Raw genomic sequence first — 15090 nt, 5'->3', positions numbered from 1 at the left:
TTTCTCGTGTCTTAGTAGGCCCGGGCAATCCATAAGGTGTATTTCGCCGGTTTGCCGCTGACGATATCCACAGATTTTTCCATTGGTACCTCGAAAGGAATATTTCGAGTAGTAAAGCCAGTTTCTTCTTTGATTTTGGCTTCGGTTTCTTCGGTACCATCCCAACCGACTAAAACAAAGCCCGTTGGTTCGCCGTTTTCTTTGCATTTTTCAATATGGGCTTTTAATTCGTCCAAAGTATCAATGTCAAAGTGCTCATTGGCTTTGTTACGCGCTCTGGCTGCATCTAGTAAACGTTTTGGCATAATGTCCAATTGTTCTTTTATATAGCTTGCCAATTCTTCAAAAGAAACGGCAACTTTTTCATCTAAGTCTCGCACTTTAACCATCACATGGCCATTTTCTAAGTCCCGAGGGCCGCATTCAATCCGCAAGCAAGCGCCTTTTAGCTCCCATTCATTAAACTTATAACCAGGAGAGTTGTCGGTATCGTCTAGGCGCACTCTAAAACCGGCAGCTTTAAAGCCAGCAAAGAGTTCTGATAGCTTTTCCATAATGGCAGGATTTTTCTTCCAAGGACCCACTGGCATTAAAACGATTTGAGTCGGTGCCACAGTAGGTGGGAAGACTAGACCTTTTTCGTCACCATGGGTCATGATCAAAGCGCCTAATAGACGGGTGGAAATTCCCCAAGAAGTGGTGAAGACGTTGGTGTGTTTGTTTTCCTTCGTCAAGTAGGTAATGTCGAAGGCTTCAGCAAATTTAGTACCTAAGTAATGAGAAGTTCCGGCTTGAACTGCTTTGCCGTCTTTCATCATGGCTTCAATGGAGTAAGTATCCACGGCACCGGCGAAGCGTTCTGATGGTGTTTTTTGTCCTTTGTACACGGGAATGGCTAAAAATTCTTCTGCGACTTTGGCATACTCATCTAAAACACTTAAAGTTCGGCGACGAGCATCGGCTTCATCAGCGTGGGCGGTGTGGCCTTCTTGCCATAAAAATTCAGAAGTACGCATAAAAGGCAACGTTTTTTTCTCCCAACGGAAAACATTCGCCCATTGGTTGATTTCGTAAGGTAAATCCCGATAAGAATTGATCCAATCGGAAAAAGCAGAGCCAATCATGGTCTCGGATGTTGGGCGCAAAGCTAAGGGTTCATCTAATTTTTCATTACCCACTTCTGTAACCCAAGGCAATTCAGGAGCGAAACCTTCGATGTGATCGGCTTCTTTCATAAAGAAACTTCTTGGAATCAGCATTGGGAAATAGGCATTGCGAATGCCTTCTGCTTTTAAATAGCTATTGAAGCGTTCTTGAATGTGTTCCCATAATTCATAGCCGTCAGGACGGAAAATAATGGAACCTTTAACTGGGGAATAAGACATTAATTCTGCTTTGGTAATGGTTTGGATGTACCATTCGGTGAAATCATTTGTTTGGGTATTGCTCATGAAAATTCCTCCTTATGTTTTTATGGGAGACCGAGAAAAATAAAAAAACGCACTTCATCCTTAAAAAAGGACGAAATGCGTGACTTCGCGGTACCACCTTTGTTGATCAATTTGATCCACTTAAAAGAGCGGTAAGGGGCTCTAAACCGATCGTTTCTAGCGATCATTATACGGTAGGTTCCTTAAAAACAGCGGGTGTCACCCTTGCAGCCTAGAGGAGACTCTCTTTGTCCATGTTTAAAAGTACTAATCCAACTGTTTCTATGCTACTGGTAAATGAAAAAAAAAGCAAGCAGAAGTTTTTTTAAGACTTCTGCTTGTTATTTATATTTCTAAGTGGATTTTTACAGTATCGGTTTTGTCAGTATTTTGCTGGGTAACTTTGCCAGCATATTTTTTTGAAATTGATTCTAATACTCGTAAATCAAATTCCTCTTGCTCTGGTAATTCAGCAGTGATTCCTTTATCAAAAATATTTTCGTGATAATTATTAGTATGCTCACAGCTGATTTCCAATTGTTCTTTTTCATAGCTGATGGTTAAAACAATTTTGCGCTGACTAGGATCGGTAATTGCATAAGTTTCCCGCACAGCATGCTCCAACAAATGAGCAAATAAATTGGTTAAATCATTGTCGGTCATACTTAGGCTTTCAGGTAAATCTACTGCTAATTCGACGTCAATATTGCGTTCTTGGGCGATTTTTTGATAACGAGTCAAAATTAAATTAGCCAAAGGATGACAGGTGACGACCGGTAGACCATCCAGTAATTCTGTATCTTTTTGTAGTTTTTGAATGTGTTCTTTTACACCTTCAAAATTTTCATCTTCAGCTAAGAGAGCCATTACGTGAAGGTTGTCAGCAAAAGTTTGCTTCATGGCGTCCACTTCTGACAAATGTTGCCGCATTTCTTCCCGGCTTTCTTCTAGCAGCTCAGTTTTCACTTCTAAGAAACTCATTTGGCGTCGATTCTTTTCTTCTTTTTGCAAAAAGTCTGTCACAGCGTAACTAAAGAGCACCAGTAAAATAGCGCCATAGAAAAGAGCGGTGATATTTAATGTGCTGAATTCTGTACCTAAAGAGCTCATAATATATAAGAAACAATGAGCAGAGGCGACTAAAACAATCCACGGAGTGCAAAATAAGTAAAAGCGGTTCTTGTTTTGACTTTCACGAATGGCGGCATAAGCGGTGATAATTGTGCCAAAAACACTGATGGTATCTAGCCACGGTTTGACTTCTGGTAAGTCAGTTTTAGAAAACAAGCTATAACTTAACACTAAAGCACTACTAACAATGTGGATGATTACCCAGATTCGATAGCGAGCTTTCAATTTGTCCATCTCTAAATAGTAATAAGAGACAAGAAGTAAAGGAGTCAAAATAGCAAAGAATGTCGCCAGAAGCGAATTCACCACCGGGCTAAAGAAAAGACCGGAGATGATATCTGTTGCGGCAGATTCCACAGCCACAGTTAAGGCAAAACAAGCCAAAAGCAAGATTTTTAAGTCTAATTGTTTTTGGGTAAAGAGTTTGCGGATGATAAAGGCCATTAAGGCAATGCTAATGCCTAAAGAGAGGATAACCATTAACATTTGGCTAGCGAAAACTGCCATTGCATAGGCCATCACCGAGTTTGCTTCTCCCACAAAGACTCGAACAGGTAAGCCGGTATAGTTTTCGTAAGGTGTGCTGACTTCTATGCGCAATTGTTGCCCAATGTAATCATTGGGTAAGAGGATTTCTTGTAAGTTTTTTCCGGGATTTTCCGGAACAGTTTGGCCCTGACTGGTAGGCGAATAGTCGTAAATCAGTTCGTCTTCCAGCCAGATGGAAAACCACTGATGATTCCCCTGAACCAACAATACGGGATTGTCCACTTTTCGTACCATTGTACGTGACATGACCAGTGTTTCGTTAGGTTCGATACTAGTCATCTTTTTAACGTATTGACTTTTAAAAGTAGTATCAGGATCTTCCCGGGAAGAATAGAGCCAAGTTTCTTTGATTTCTGCCATCTGGTTTTTGGTAAAAGGGTGGGTGAAAGCATAACAGAAAAAGCCCACAATTGTCAGGAAAGTTCCAATGATCAAAAAGAGTAACAGCCAACGCAGCTGACTCTTTAATTTTTTATTGATAAGGTTATTTTTTAAATTCATTAAATAATCACCTCTCTTATTATACTTCAGCTTAAATTTTTTTTAATGATAAGTCAACACTGTATTAACTTGCTATTCTATGTTTTTAAAAGAAATGAATGTAATTTAAAAACAGTGTAATATAACATTAGTTCCAATTGATTGTGAGTAGTTTTAATAATATTATAATAATGAGAGGAGCGAAAAGCCGATGAATTTTTGGAAACGAATCAATGCGCTAGGTTCTTTGGCTTTAGTGGCCTTAATGACCTTGGCATTAGCTGTCACCTTGTTACCTCATTTATTTGGGCTGAAGATTGCGGTTATTCGAGATGATGCTATGCAAAGTACCTACCCCAATGGCAGTTTAATTTTTGTACGGCAACAACCTGCCGTTGAGATTAACGTAGGGGAGATTATCACTTATTATTTGAATCAAGGTGAAGAAGTGATCACACGCCGGGTAGTAGCGAAAGATTCTTCTAAAGAATTGTTTTATACGAAAGGTGATAAAGAAAAACAAGGGGCTGTTGAAGCTGTGACCAAGCGAAATTTAATTGGTCAACCAGTTTTCCATCTGCCTTATCTGGGTTTGATTGCCAGTGAAAGTTTTGTAAAAGCCGCTCAAGTTTTATTTTGGCTAGTTGCCTCAGGGTTAACCCTATATACTGGTTGGCGTTTGGGCCACCAGTTGCGTTTACAAAAGAAACGGGCTTCTTGGCTAGAATAATAAGGTAGCTAAGTTTGCGCCATTTCAAGAGAATATCGTATAATGAGACTGCTACAATTGTGGCAGTCTTTTTGCAAAGGAAAAAATGGCGATCTTCGCCTTGAGGGATATGAAGGAGAGACAGTGATGCAAAACGAAATGATGCACCGGCCAGTTGTCAAACCAGAGCTGGTGGAATTTATGCGGAACAAGCAAAAAGCTTTACCAGGTGCTTTGGGAGAGTTAGAAGCACAAGCCCATGAAAAAGGAGTGCCCGTGATTCCCCATGAAACGGTGGTGTTTTTGCAATTTTTACTAGGCCAATTGCGACCAAAGGAAATTTTGGAAGTGGGTACGGCTATTGGTTTTTCTGCCAGCTTGATGACTACTTGTCTAGCAGAAGGGGGACACGTAACTACCATTGATCGCTATGATGTGATGATCAAACAAGCCAAAGAAAATTTCAAAAAATTAGGCCTTGAAGAGCAGGTGACCTTATTGGAAGGCCAAGCCGCAGAAGTCTTGCCTACCTTATCTGGACCTTATGATTTTATTTTTATGGATAGCGCCAAGTCGAAATACATTGAGTTTTTGCCAGAATGTTTGCGCTTGTTGAAAAAAGGTGGCGTCTTAATGGTAGATGATGTATTTCAAGCGGGCACAATTTTGGATCCGATTGAAGAGATTCCTCGAAAAAACCGGGCAATCCATCGTAAATTAAATGAATTTTTACAAGTGGTGATGAACCATCCCCAACTAACTTCTAGCTTAGTACCTTTAGGCGACGGCGTGATTTTAATCACCAAAGAAGTGGAAACTGTCACTTTGTAAATGTCAAAAGAAATAAAGGAGAAGTTATGACTCACACAAATGATTTTTCTGAAATTTTATCGGGACGCAGATCCGTACGTCAATTCGATGAAGGAGTGAAAATTCCCCAAGCTGAACTATTGGGGATGATTCAAGAAGCGGTTAGTGCCCCGTCTTCTATTAATATGCAGCCTTGGCGCTTTTTAGTTGTGACAAGCGATGAAGCAAAGGAAAAGTTGCGCCCTTTAATCCGTTTTAATACGCGTCAAAATGATTCTTCTGCTGCGATGATCTTGATTTTAGGTGATTTACAGTGTTACGAATGTGGAGAGCAAATCTATAATGAAGCGGTAGCTATGGGTTTGATGCCCGAAGAAGTGCGCGATAAACAGTTGGCCACTATGCTTCCTTATTATCAAAATTTGTCAAAGGAAGAAATGACTAGAATTGTAACCATCGATGCAAGTTTGGTGGCGATGCAGTTGATGTTAGTAGCCCGAAAACACGGCTATGACACCAATCCGATTGGTGGCTTTGAAGCAGAAGGTCTGCCAGATGCGTTAGATTATAATAAAGAACGCTATGTGCCAGTGATGATTTTGGCTATAGGAAAAGCGAAAGAAGCGGGCTTTCCTTCTTATCGCTTGCCTGCAACAGAAATAACACGGTTTGAATAAATCAGCGAAACACTCTTTGCTTTTCATTTTGATGAAAAAAAGAGTGTTTTGTTATGGTGAAAGAAATCGGACTAGCTATATTTTGGAGGCGAATAGAGAAGCATGCCAACCGGTTTTGAAAAGCCATTACATCATGTTCGGGTGACTAGATTGTTCTTAAATGATTCAAAGAAGTGAAATGAAGTGCTTCTTATTGTGATGGTACTTCTTGTAAATCTTCAAGGGTAGTGGTCTTCTTCAAAGTAGATAATAGAAGTGCAATCAAATCAGTAAACGAAGAGCGATTTTTGTTAGGCGCAATTTATCTGTGGTCATGGTATAAAATAACCATCTGAGCATTCGATAAATTGTTGCAAAGAGTTAGAAACTCTGGTAAAATTTCTTCTGTTGGTGTCGTTATGGTCTAAACTGTCAGTTGAAATTCTATCTAAATAAGCTGGAAGTTACTGATTAAGGACTGTAATTACTACTATTATTGCACTTGTGTCCATAGCTCAGCTGGATAGAGCATCCGCCTTCTAAGCGGACGGTCGGGGGTTCGAATCCCTCTGGACGCGTATCAATAGGATTTAATAGCCTTTTAGCCCCCTACAGATTACGTTTTGTGGGGGGCTTTATTTAGAAAATTCCACCAAGTTGAGTTGGTGATCAAAAATAGTGTCAAGCTAGGTAGGAATGCTAAAATAAAAGAGTTAGAAAAGAAAGGGGAGAAGAAAAATGAAAAATTCATATTTCGATGGAGGATTAGCAACTTATGTAGGTACGTCTATTCTGTCATTTTTAATTACAGTTTGTACGCTGGGTATTTGTGCTCCCTGGGGAATCTGCATGTTGTACAATTGGAAAATCAAACATACGGTAATTGATGGCAAGCGGCTTTATTTTGACGGGACGGCGATGCAATTATTTGGCAATTGGATTAAATGGCTCTTGCTAACATTTATCACGCTTGGTATTTATGGTTTCTGGTTAAATATTAAATTGGAACAATGGCGCGTAAAACACACTCATACGATGGCGTAGGCTTCTTGTTTTATCATTAATACAGACATGAAAAACTGACAGTAACCTTATACTGGTTTTTAAATAAATATGACCAACTGTAAACCGAAGATTCAAAAAGCGAAACACTCTTTTAAGTAACCAAGGAGTGCTTCGCTTTTTTTGTCCAAATACTCAAAGGTTGACTCACCTTTATTTCCGGCAATCTTTTTTACTCAAAGGCTTTAGCGTAACGCACTTTTCCATGAACTCCTGCAAGTCCTTTGGGTGTTAAAGCTTTAATCAGAAAAGCTGCATCGGGAACTGGAAAGGGTGCGGTAATTTCATAAAGACTGGCTTTTTGATAGCCGAAGCGAGGATAGTAGTCGGGATGACCAAGAATGCTAATAAATTCATAAGAATGGGTCACGGCTCGCTTCTCCAATTCTTGCAAAATTTTACCACCAATCCCTTGTCCTTGCCTTTCAGGTAGAACGGCTAAAGGTGCTAGTACTAAGCCGGTAAAGGTCTGATCCTTGTTTACAATCTGGACTTGGCTCAATAAGCCATGACCCAGTAGTTGGCAGGCTTCTTCGGCTACCACTTCTAAATCTGGCTCATAAGTTGCTTCTTGTCGGATTTTATCCACGAGTTCTGCTTCATTTTGATAGCCGTGGTCTGAATGTCGAAAAGCGTTCATTATCAGTTCTCTTGTTGGAAGATAATCTTTTGGCTGAATAGATCTGATTAACATAAAACAATCACCAGCTTTCTATGCTTGATAAAAAATTGGCCTAGAGGATAGGGACCTAATTATGGGACTATTTGATTTTACGAATCCGATAAGACTCAAAATATTCCGGTTGACCACCGCTTTTGGCAAAGGCGTAGATTCCCATGACAATGGCGCCGGCGGTATTGGTGAACATATCTAACATGGTATCCATTAAGGCCGCTCGCCCAATGAGTTCCTGTCCATGGCTAATGTAGCGTTGGAGATTAAGGGAGGCAACGGAGTCACAGAGAAATTCCCAAAATTCCCAAAAAACGCCGCAAACGCCGGAAAAAGCAAAGCCGAAGAGTAAAAAGAGCCAAATGGAGACATCTTTTGTATGAGCTTTTTTCAAAAACATGGCAATCAAGCCATATCCTACGGCAGTTAATAGCATGGGGCTAATGGAGTGGAGCAGTTTGTCCCAACCGCTAATAATACGAATCAAGTGGAGACAAGTACCTAAAAAGACAGCAATGAAGAGGAAAAACCAATAAAAATAAGTGATGGATTCTGGAATCAAAATTTTAAAATATTTCTTGATTAAATCCGGTAAGTAAATGAGCCCAATACCTAAGATACATTCTAAAATAACCACCCGCATTTCGGAGCGGGGAGAAAGTTCTACGATGTATTCGTAAATATTGAATAGTAACACGAGGATGCCAAAAAGGGTCAGTCCTCGTCTTATTTTAGTCGCGTTCATGACCATTTATACCAACTCCTTTCACATATTTCTAGTGTATCATATCTATAAGCTAGTCCCTAGAAAAAGACCGAGGATTTCCTGAGGCTTTGGTCCCATGTAGGGAACTTTGGCTTATGCTATAATAAATTTAAAGCAATGATTTTTGATTGAGAAAGGAACAACTATGATTAGAATTACCATGCTGTCTCGAGCGGACACAGTGAAAGGTCAAGGAGTAGGCAGTGCCTATGATGAATTAGTTAGAATGTTGCAAGACCGTTTTGCTGATGAGTTTCATATTGAAATAAATACCACTTCTAAAGCGGATATCTCTCATTACCATACGATTAATCCCGAATTTTATCTCTCTACTTTTTCCAAAAAAAGTAGGGGAGTCAGAGTTGGCTATGTGCATTTTTTACCTGAGACTTTAAAAGGGAGCATTGATTTGTTTCCGCCTTTTCAAAAGATTTTTAACTGGTATGTCATGTCTTTTTATCGCCGGATGGATTTATTAGTAGTGGTCAATCCTAGTTTTATTCCTGAACTTGTGGCTGCGGGGATTCCAGAAGAAAAAATCTGCTATATCCCGAATTTTGTCTCCACCGAGGATTTTTATCCTCAAAGCGAGACAGAAAAACAAGCAATCCGCTCTAAATTAGGATTTAGCGAGGATGATTTTGTGATTCTTGGGGTAGGCCAAGTGCAAAAGCGCAAAGGAATCGATGACTTTATTCAATTAGCCAAGGATAATCCAGACTTGAAATTTGTCTGGGCCGGTGGGTTTTCATTCGGAAAGCTGACTGATGGCTATGAGGCCTATCGAGAAGTGTACGAAAATCCGCCGGAAAATTTGACGTTTACCGGAATTTTAGACCGTAATGAATTGGTTTCTTACTATAATATGGCAGATATTTTTCTCTTGCCTTCATATAACGAGTTATTTCCCATGAGTATTTTGGAAGCTTTTAGTTGTCACACACCGGTGATGGTACGCAACTTGGATTTGTATGAATCGGTGATTTCTGGTTATTACCTTGGCACCGATGATCGCGATGAAATGGAGGAAAAACTCCGTGAGCTTGCGCAAGATCCTAGTCAGCTGCAAGTTTATGCTGCTCTTTCTGCCAAAGCAGCCCAACATTATTCTGAGGATAATGTGGCCAAAATCTGGCATCGTTTTTATACAGACTTAGCCAAAGGAAAAGCTTTAAAGCTGTCTCCAGAGAGTCGAGAAGTCCAACCGTAATAAAAAAGCTGAACGCTTGTTGAGGTGTTCAGCTTTTTTTATGGAGGAAAGTCCCTAACTTTTGCCAGTCTTCTTCAATTAATGGTGCGAGTTTGCGATTATAAAAAATCGCGGCTGGATGAAACATGGGGACAACAGTATAGGTTTTATCAGAAAGTTGATAGCTTTCTTGGGCTTGATTTAATTCTTTGATGGGGCCTGTTAAAACTTGACCATGGTCTTTGGTGACAGTATGAGCAGAACCTAATAGCCGTTGTAGTCCAATATTTCCCAGAGTAACAATGATATCTGGTTGAACTTGCTGAATCTCATAATCAGTAATCGGAGCGTGGGCTAGGATTTCTTTTTTCGTGGGAGTGCGATTTGGACGCTTCGTTTCGGGTATCCCGCTTTTTTTATTGATCACTGATTTTACGCTGTAGGGGCGACTGCGTACCGCACTGGTAATGTAGATGTCACTGCGAGTAAGACCGGCTAGTGTCAAAGATTTGTCTAATTCAACACCAGCAGCACCGCTAAAAGGAATTAGCGTTTCAATTTCATTGCGACCAGGGGCTTCTCCTAAAATGAATAATTGAGCATTTATCGGGCCGGCCCCAGCAACAAAGCCTTCTAATAAAAAGCCTTTTGAACGGCGAGCTACATCATTGACTAACCAATCAGGATAATTCATCTTCTACACTCCTTTTTTTCAGTATAAACTGTGGCAAAAGCTTTGAAAAGCTTTTGCAAATCTTTGAAAACAAGTGGTTGACGGGGAAGTGTTTTTTTGCTAAAGTAGTATTGTTGTAATTGTGGGCACCACAGCTACAACCGCACAGAACCAGTAGTAAGCATCGTTAAGATCACTGGGGATGGCGAGTCTAAGTCTAACAAAGGAGGTGCTTCAAAGCATGTACGCAATCATTAAAACTGGTGGCAAACAAGTCAAAGTGGAAGTCGGTCAAGCGATCTACGTTGAAAAACTAGACGTTGAAGCTGGCGAAAAGGTTACTTTTGACGAAGTAATTTTGGTAGGTGGCGAATCTACGAAAGTTGGGAACCCAACAATCGCAGGCGCAACTGTTGCAGGTACGGTTGAAAAACACGGCAAGCAAAAGAAAGTCGTGACTTACAAATACAAACCTAAAAAACACACTCACCGCAAGCAAGGTCATCGTCAACCTTATACAAAAGTTGTCATTGACGCAATCAACGCATAATTTTTCATAAAGCAGGTGGATTTCTTGATCATTGGGACATTAAAACGTAATGACTCTGGTCGGATCATTTCCTTTGAACTGACTGGCCACGCTCAATCTGGTGAGTATGGAAAGGACCTCGTTTGTGCAGCTGTCTCGGCATTAGCCATCAGTTGTGTCAACGGTATCGATGCTTTAGCCGGTGTCAAACCAATTCTTGACGCCAACGAAGAAGAAGGTGGCTACCTTTACGTGGAGCTACCGGAAGATTCGACCCAGGAGCAGACCAACATCACTCAGATACTGCTGGAAAATCTTTTATTGGGATTGCAAGCAGTTCAAGCGGAATATGGAGAATATCTGCAATTGAAAACCATCACGAAATAAAGTCTATTACAGGAGGTGCATTCCATGTTGTTGAAAATGAATTTACAATTCTTCGCCCACAAAAAAGGGGGCGGTTCTACTTCCAACGGCCGTGACTCAGAATCCAAACGTTTAGGTGCTAAACGGGCGGACGGTCAAACTGTTACAGGTGGATCCATCCTTTACCGTCAACGGGGCACTAAGATTTATCCAGGTGTGAACGTTGGTATCGGTGGCGATGACACATTGTTCGCTAAATGCGACGGCGTAGTACGTTTCGAACGTAAAGGCCGCGACAAAAAGCAAGTCTCTGTTTATCCAGTGGCTGCTGAAGCGTAAGCAAATAAGGAAAGTCCGAACTCTTTTATCAGGGTTCGGACTTTTTTATAAGGATGAATGCCCATTTTTGATATTCTAGTTTTTCGCAATGAAATGCCAACATTTGTAGACATTCTAGCCGCAAATCAGCAGCTTATTAAAAAATATCGAGGAAATTAAAAAATGAATAAGACGGAAAAAACTTCAGGTCTTTAGAATCTGGAGCTTTTTTGTATTTTAATCCAAAGCTTTGCTACTGCATAAAAATCTCGGTACAATAAGAAAAGAAGAAGGAAAGGCGGTTGATTTCATGGAACAAAGACAACATCAATCGATTCAAAAACTGATTGCCGAGATTGAAAAAGTGGTAATCGGGAAGAGAGAAGTTATTGAAATGACGGTAGCGGCCTTGCTTGCTGGAGGGCACGTTTTATTTGAAGATATTCCTGGGGTAGGAAAGACTGTCTTGGTGAAGACTCTTGCCAAAGCAATTCAAGGGGAGTTTTCCCGGGTGCAGTTCACCCCGGATTTACAACCAAGTGATATTTCCGGTCTTTCGATTTATAACGAGGAAAGTCGCAGGTTTGAGTTTCGGCCGGGACCAATTTTTACTACGGTATTGTTAGCCGATGAAATTAATCGCACTCCGCCAAGGACCCAAGCGGCGTTATTAGAGGCGATGTCAGAAAAACACGTAACCATTGACAATCAGACTTATCCTTTAGATGAGCATTTTTTTGTATTGGCAACTCAAAATCCTGTGGAATATGAAGGAACGTATCCTTTGCCAGAAGCACAGCTGGATCGTTTTTTATTTCGATTAAAAATTGGTTATCCAGTTTATGAAGATGAACTGGTCTTGTTATTAGGGCAACAAGAGCAGGCCTTGGCTCATGTACAATCGGTATTAACCAAGGAGCAGTTGATACGGTTAAAGCAACAAGTTTCAGAGGTTACTGTTAGCAATCAAGTCAGCCGCTATGGCTTGAATTTGATTCGGGCCACTAGAGAGCATGCTGGTGTCCGCTTAGGCATCAGTCCTCGAGGGGGGATTGCTTTTTTACGAGGGGCTCAAGCCTATGCTTTTGTTCATGGACGGGACTTTGTGACTCCAGAAGACTTGCAGGCGGTGATGGGGCCAGTATTTGGTCATCGCTTGATTTTGAACTACGGAGAGGATAAAGAAAAGATTCTTAAGGAAATTTTGGCTAGCGTTTTGGTACCTGTGAGGAAAAAATCATGAAAAAAATCCGACGAATTGGCAAAATAGTGCTGATAATTATTGGCTGGGTGGTACTTTTTGCCAATGCACTTGTTTTTAACAATCCTACTGGCTGGAGTTTGTTTGTTTTTTTCAGTGGCTTTTTGTTGTTAATGTTATTGTCTTTTTTGCCTTCTTTAAAAAAGATGCAGTTTAAGACGGAGAAAGTGCAGTACACTCAAGTGGGACAAGATTTTGATTTAGTAGTGGAAGTTTTGGCGAGCGGTTTTTGGCAAGCGCTTTTTCAAGTAAGCATCAAGGAATTGCCAACAGAGGCGTATCAGTTCTTTTTTTATCATGGGCAGCCGGTAACGCTAACCTTTCCAGTACGCCCACTCGTGCGGGGACGTTTTGAAAAGCCGCCAATTTTTCTGCGTGGCGGGGATTTGTTTGGTTTATTTGAAAAAGAGCAAAGAAAGCTTTTACCTTGTACATTATATGTTTTACCAAAAGAAGATTCGCTGGGTCGTAGCCTAGGCCAGCAATTGCGGAAACAATTCAGTCAGCAAACTTTTGGCGAGCCTTTGCCTCAAGTGCGGAGTTATCGCAAGTACCAGCCGGGAGATAATCGGCGACAAGTGGACTGGAAGGTGAGCGCTCGTCAGCGAACTTTGACCATTCGGGAACAAGAAACTGGACAAGCAGTCAAACCAATCTTTGTCTTTTGGGGTGAGCAACAAAAGGCATTTGAATTTATTCTAAGCCGTTATTACGCCATGCAAAAAGAACTGACTGGTATTCAGCAATATGTAATTGCCCAACAAGTGAATTTAGTGACAGAAGAGGGCGTATTTGCAGAAATAACCGGTTTTGAAACACCGCCTCCTTTGCCGGAATGGCGCAATCAGGACTTGGTGATTTTTTATGGAGAAGCAGATGAAATTTTACAACAAACAGTAACTAATTTGAGAAAATACAATCGTGTGAGCGGATATTCTTTGTTGACTATTTCCAGTAACAATCAGCCAAGTCGGGAAAGGTGGTGACCTATGCTAAAGCGCATAAAAGAAAAAGGGTTGCTGGCAATCATTATGACGGTGGCATTGTTAATTGCCTTAGGTCGGTTTTTAAGCATGTATAACTTGGAACAAACATTTGCTATGGCAGCTATTACCATACTGTGTGCCGGACTGTGGCTATTTCCTTTTTGGCCGTTGCGACTAGTGTGGGGAGCTGGCGTCTTTATCGGTACCTTGCATCATTATTTTCCATTGGATCATTCTCTTGATAGAGAGTGGTTTGTAGCTTTTTGGCAGCAAGTAAAACCTTTACTAACTTTAGTACAAGAAGAAGGCTTTGGTCGAACGCCTTCTTTATTAGCTTTTACATTGATTTTTTTAGCGGCGTGTTTGATTGCAGTCTTAGGCATTGAATATGAATTGATCGGTCTGAGTTATCTCAGCCTTTTAAGTTATTTTTTACTTCTGTCGATTTTTAATCGTGTGGATGCGGTTAATGAAAGCTTGTTATTGCTTCTTTGCGCATTATTGGCCAATGGTGTTCGTCACTATCGCAATTTAGGGAGCAAGAGTTTTTGGTTTTTACTACTCGGTGGAGGATTTTTAGGGTTGTTACTTTTCGGGACCTTGAATTTGCCAGATGCTTGGCTTAGAGATCCTTTAGCCAGTCAGAGTGTCTCTTTGCGAAATCGCTTAAATGAGGCCGGTCTGTATGGTTTTGTGGAAAAGGTTGGTATTGGCGGGAATACTCGTACGGGCTTTGGAGAAGATGATGAAGCTTTAGGAGGAGCGTTGATCGATGATGCTACGGTTTTGTTTCGAGCCAGTCAAAGTTATCCTCATTACTGGCGTGTGGATAGTAAAGATCAATATACAGGAAAAGGTTGGGAGCGCCAATGGACTGTGGCTCCTTTTGTTTTAGAAGCTTCAGAACTTACGGTAACGCACAGTGAAACGGAAAATTTTTTACTGACCCAACAAATTGAACTAGAATTTGAAACTAATGATTTGTATTTACCACTGCCCTACGGTAATTCCGATTTGACCATAACCAGTGGTTTTTCCGGCTTTGCTTATTATGAAGAAACACAGCGAGTAAATTTATTGCTTGGTGAAAAAGAAAATCGAAAACTGACGATGGTTTCTAAAGAGCCTCATTACCCTGCCTCTGCATTACAGCAAGTCTCTGTTGATAAAAAAGGCATATTGATGCGCTACCTTCAGCTACCAGATACGCTACCTTCCCGGGTGGGACAACTGGCAGAAGCAATCACCCGTGAGGCGAATACATTGTATGATCAAGTTAGTGCAGTGGAAACTTACTTAAATAGTTCCGAAGACTTTCGCTATTCCAAAGTGGATGTGGTGGCGCCAGAATTAAACCAAGATTACGTAGATCAGTTTCTATTTGAAAGCAAAGTGGGCTATTGTGATAATTTTTCTAGTGCCATGGTGGTGCTGTTGCGCACTTTGGGGATTCCGGCGCGTTGGGCGAAAGGCTTTAGTCCGGGTACGGAAATTCCTAGTTT

At 40.9% G+C, this 15090-nt stretch carries 16 protein-coding genes, 1 tRNA gene and 1 other annotated feature; of the genes, 12 read left to right on the top strand and 5 right to left on the bottom strand.

What is annotated here, in order from left to right; all coding sequences use genetic code 11:
- Positions 1 to 11 precede the first annotated feature (11 nt).
- A complete protein-coding gene (gene proS, locus AB5754_RS08455) occupies positions 12 to 1451 on the bottom strand; it encodes a proline--tRNA ligase (protein ID WP_368251280.1) in 1440 nt (479 codons plus the stop codon).
- A 324-nt stretch (positions 1452 to 1775) separates the two neighbouring features.
- Positions 1776 to 3611, bottom strand: a complete 1836-nt coding sequence (locus AB5754_RS08450) for a GHKL domain-containing protein (RefSeq protein ID WP_368251279.1) — start codon at positions 3609 to 3611, stop codon at positions 1776 to 1778.
- A 190-nt stretch (positions 3612 to 3801) separates the two neighbouring features.
- Between AB5754_RS08450 and AB5754_RS08445 the strand changes: the two genes are divergently transcribed.
- The 5 genes from AB5754_RS08445 to AB5754_RS08425 all read left to right on the top strand — a co-directional run bounded on the left by AB5754_RS08445 (position 3802) and on the right by AB5754_RS08425 (position 6809).
- Complete coding sequence (locus AB5754_RS08445) at positions 3802 to 4320, top strand: signal peptidase I (RefSeq protein ID WP_368251278.1); 519 nt, start codon at positions 3802 to 3804, stop codon at positions 4318 to 4320.
- Positions 4321 to 4446: 126 nt separating this feature from the next.
- On the top strand, positions 4447 to 5130 hold the full coding sequence (locus tag AB5754_RS08440) for an O-methyltransferase (RefSeq protein WP_311833085.1): 684 nt from the start codon (positions 4447 to 4449) through the stop codon (positions 5128 to 5130).
- A 26-nt stretch (positions 5131 to 5156) separates the two neighbouring features.
- On the top strand, positions 5157 to 5786 hold the full coding sequence (locus AB5754_RS08435; RefSeq protein WP_311833086.1) for a nitroreductase family protein: 630 nt from the start codon (positions 5157 to 5159) through the stop codon (positions 5784 to 5786).
- A 483-nt stretch (positions 5787 to 6269) separates the two neighbouring features.
- A tRNA-Arg gene (locus AB5754_RS08430) sits at positions 6270 to 6343 on the top strand.
- 160 nt (positions 6344 to 6503) lie between these two features.
- Positions 6504 to 6809 carry a DUF898 family protein gene (locus AB5754_RS08425; RefSeq protein ID WP_311833087.1) on the top strand — a complete coding sequence of 102 codons (306 nt, stop codon included), beginning with the start codon at positions 6504 to 6506 and terminating at the stop codon, positions 6807 to 6809.
- Positions 6810 to 6999: 190 nt separating this feature from the next.
- On the opposite strand, the gene AB5754_RS08420 is transcribed toward AB5754_RS08425, so the two are convergent.
- Positions 7000 to 7521 carry a GNAT family N-acetyltransferase gene (locus AB5754_RS08420; RefSeq protein ID WP_368252463.1) on the bottom strand — a complete coding sequence of 174 codons (522 nt, stop codon included), beginning with the start codon at positions 7519 to 7521 and terminating at the stop codon, positions 7000 to 7002.
- Between the two features lie 67 nt (positions 7522 to 7588).
- Complete coding sequence (locus tag AB5754_RS08415) at positions 7589 to 8251, bottom strand: hypothetical protein (protein ID WP_311833088.1); 663 nt, start codon at positions 8249 to 8251, stop codon at positions 7589 to 7591.
- A 160-nt stretch (positions 8252 to 8411) separates the two neighbouring features.
- On the opposite strand from AB5754_RS08415, the gene AB5754_RS08410 reads away from it, so the two are divergent.
- On the top strand, positions 8412 to 9476 hold the full coding sequence (locus AB5754_RS08410) for a glycosyltransferase family 4 protein (RefSeq protein WP_368252462.1): 1065 nt from the start codon (positions 8412 to 8414) through the stop codon (positions 9474 to 9476).
- 28 nt (positions 9477 to 9504) lie between these two features.
- Here AB5754_RS08410 and AB5754_RS08405 read toward each other — a convergent pair whose 3' ends face one another.
- On the bottom strand, positions 9505 to 10149 hold the full coding sequence (locus tag AB5754_RS08405; protein ID WP_368252461.1) for a uracil-DNA glycosylase: 645 nt from the start codon (positions 10147 to 10149) through the stop codon (positions 9505 to 9507).
- Between the two features lie 128 nt (positions 10150 to 10277).
- Positions 10278 to 10351, top strand: a sequence feature (ribosomal protein L21 leader region).
- A gap of 18 nt (positions 10352 to 10369) precedes the next feature.
- Here AB5754_RS08405 and rplU point away from each other — a divergent pair.
- The 6 genes from rplU to AB5754_RS08375 form a co-directional block, all read left to right on the top strand.
- Positions 10370 to 10678: a 50S ribosomal protein L21 gene (gene rplU / locus AB5754_RS08400; RefSeq protein ID WP_010754156.1), complete on the top strand. Its 309-nt coding sequence runs from the start codon at positions 10370 to 10372 to the stop codon at positions 10676 to 10678.
- Positions 10679 to 10702: 24 nt separating this feature from the next.
- Entirely contained in the window at positions 10703 to 11044 is a 342-nt protein-coding gene (locus tag AB5754_RS08395) for a ribosomal-processing cysteine protease Prp (protein WP_311833091.1), read from the top strand.
- A gap of 24 nt (positions 11045 to 11068) precedes the next feature.
- Positions 11069 to 11362 carry a 50S ribosomal protein L27 gene (gene rpmA / locus AB5754_RS08390; RefSeq protein ID WP_010754154.1) on the top strand — a complete coding sequence of 98 codons (294 nt, stop codon included), beginning with the start codon at positions 11069 to 11071 and terminating at the stop codon, positions 11360 to 11362.
- A 289-nt stretch (positions 11363 to 11651) separates the two neighbouring features.
- Complete coding sequence (locus AB5754_RS08385) at positions 11652 to 12584, top strand: AAA family ATPase (protein ID WP_368259547.1); 933 nt, start codon at positions 11652 to 11654, stop codon at positions 12582 to 12584.
- Positions 12581 to 13588: a DUF58 domain-containing protein gene (locus tag AB5754_RS08380; RefSeq protein WP_368259546.1), complete on the top strand. Its 1008-nt coding sequence runs from the start codon at positions 12581 to 12583 to the stop codon at positions 13586 to 13588. The genes AB5754_RS08385 and AB5754_RS08380 overlap by 4 nt, the downstream gene beginning before the upstream one ends.
- A 3-nt stretch (positions 13589 to 13591) precedes the next feature.
- The coding region (locus AB5754_RS08375; protein WP_368259545.1) for a transglutaminase family protein at positions 13592 to 15090 on the top strand (1499 nt) is incomplete at its 3' end.

Source organism: Enterococcus sp. 2201sp1_2201st1_C11_2201SCRN_220225 (assembly GCF_040925905.1).
Classification (GTDB): domain Bacteria; phylum Bacillota; class Bacilli; order Lactobacillales; family Enterococcaceae; genus Enterococcus_C; species Enterococcus_C asini_A.
The sequence above is the reverse complement of the archived record's forward strand: the minus strand, read 5'-3'. Positions and strand labels throughout refer to the sequence as shown.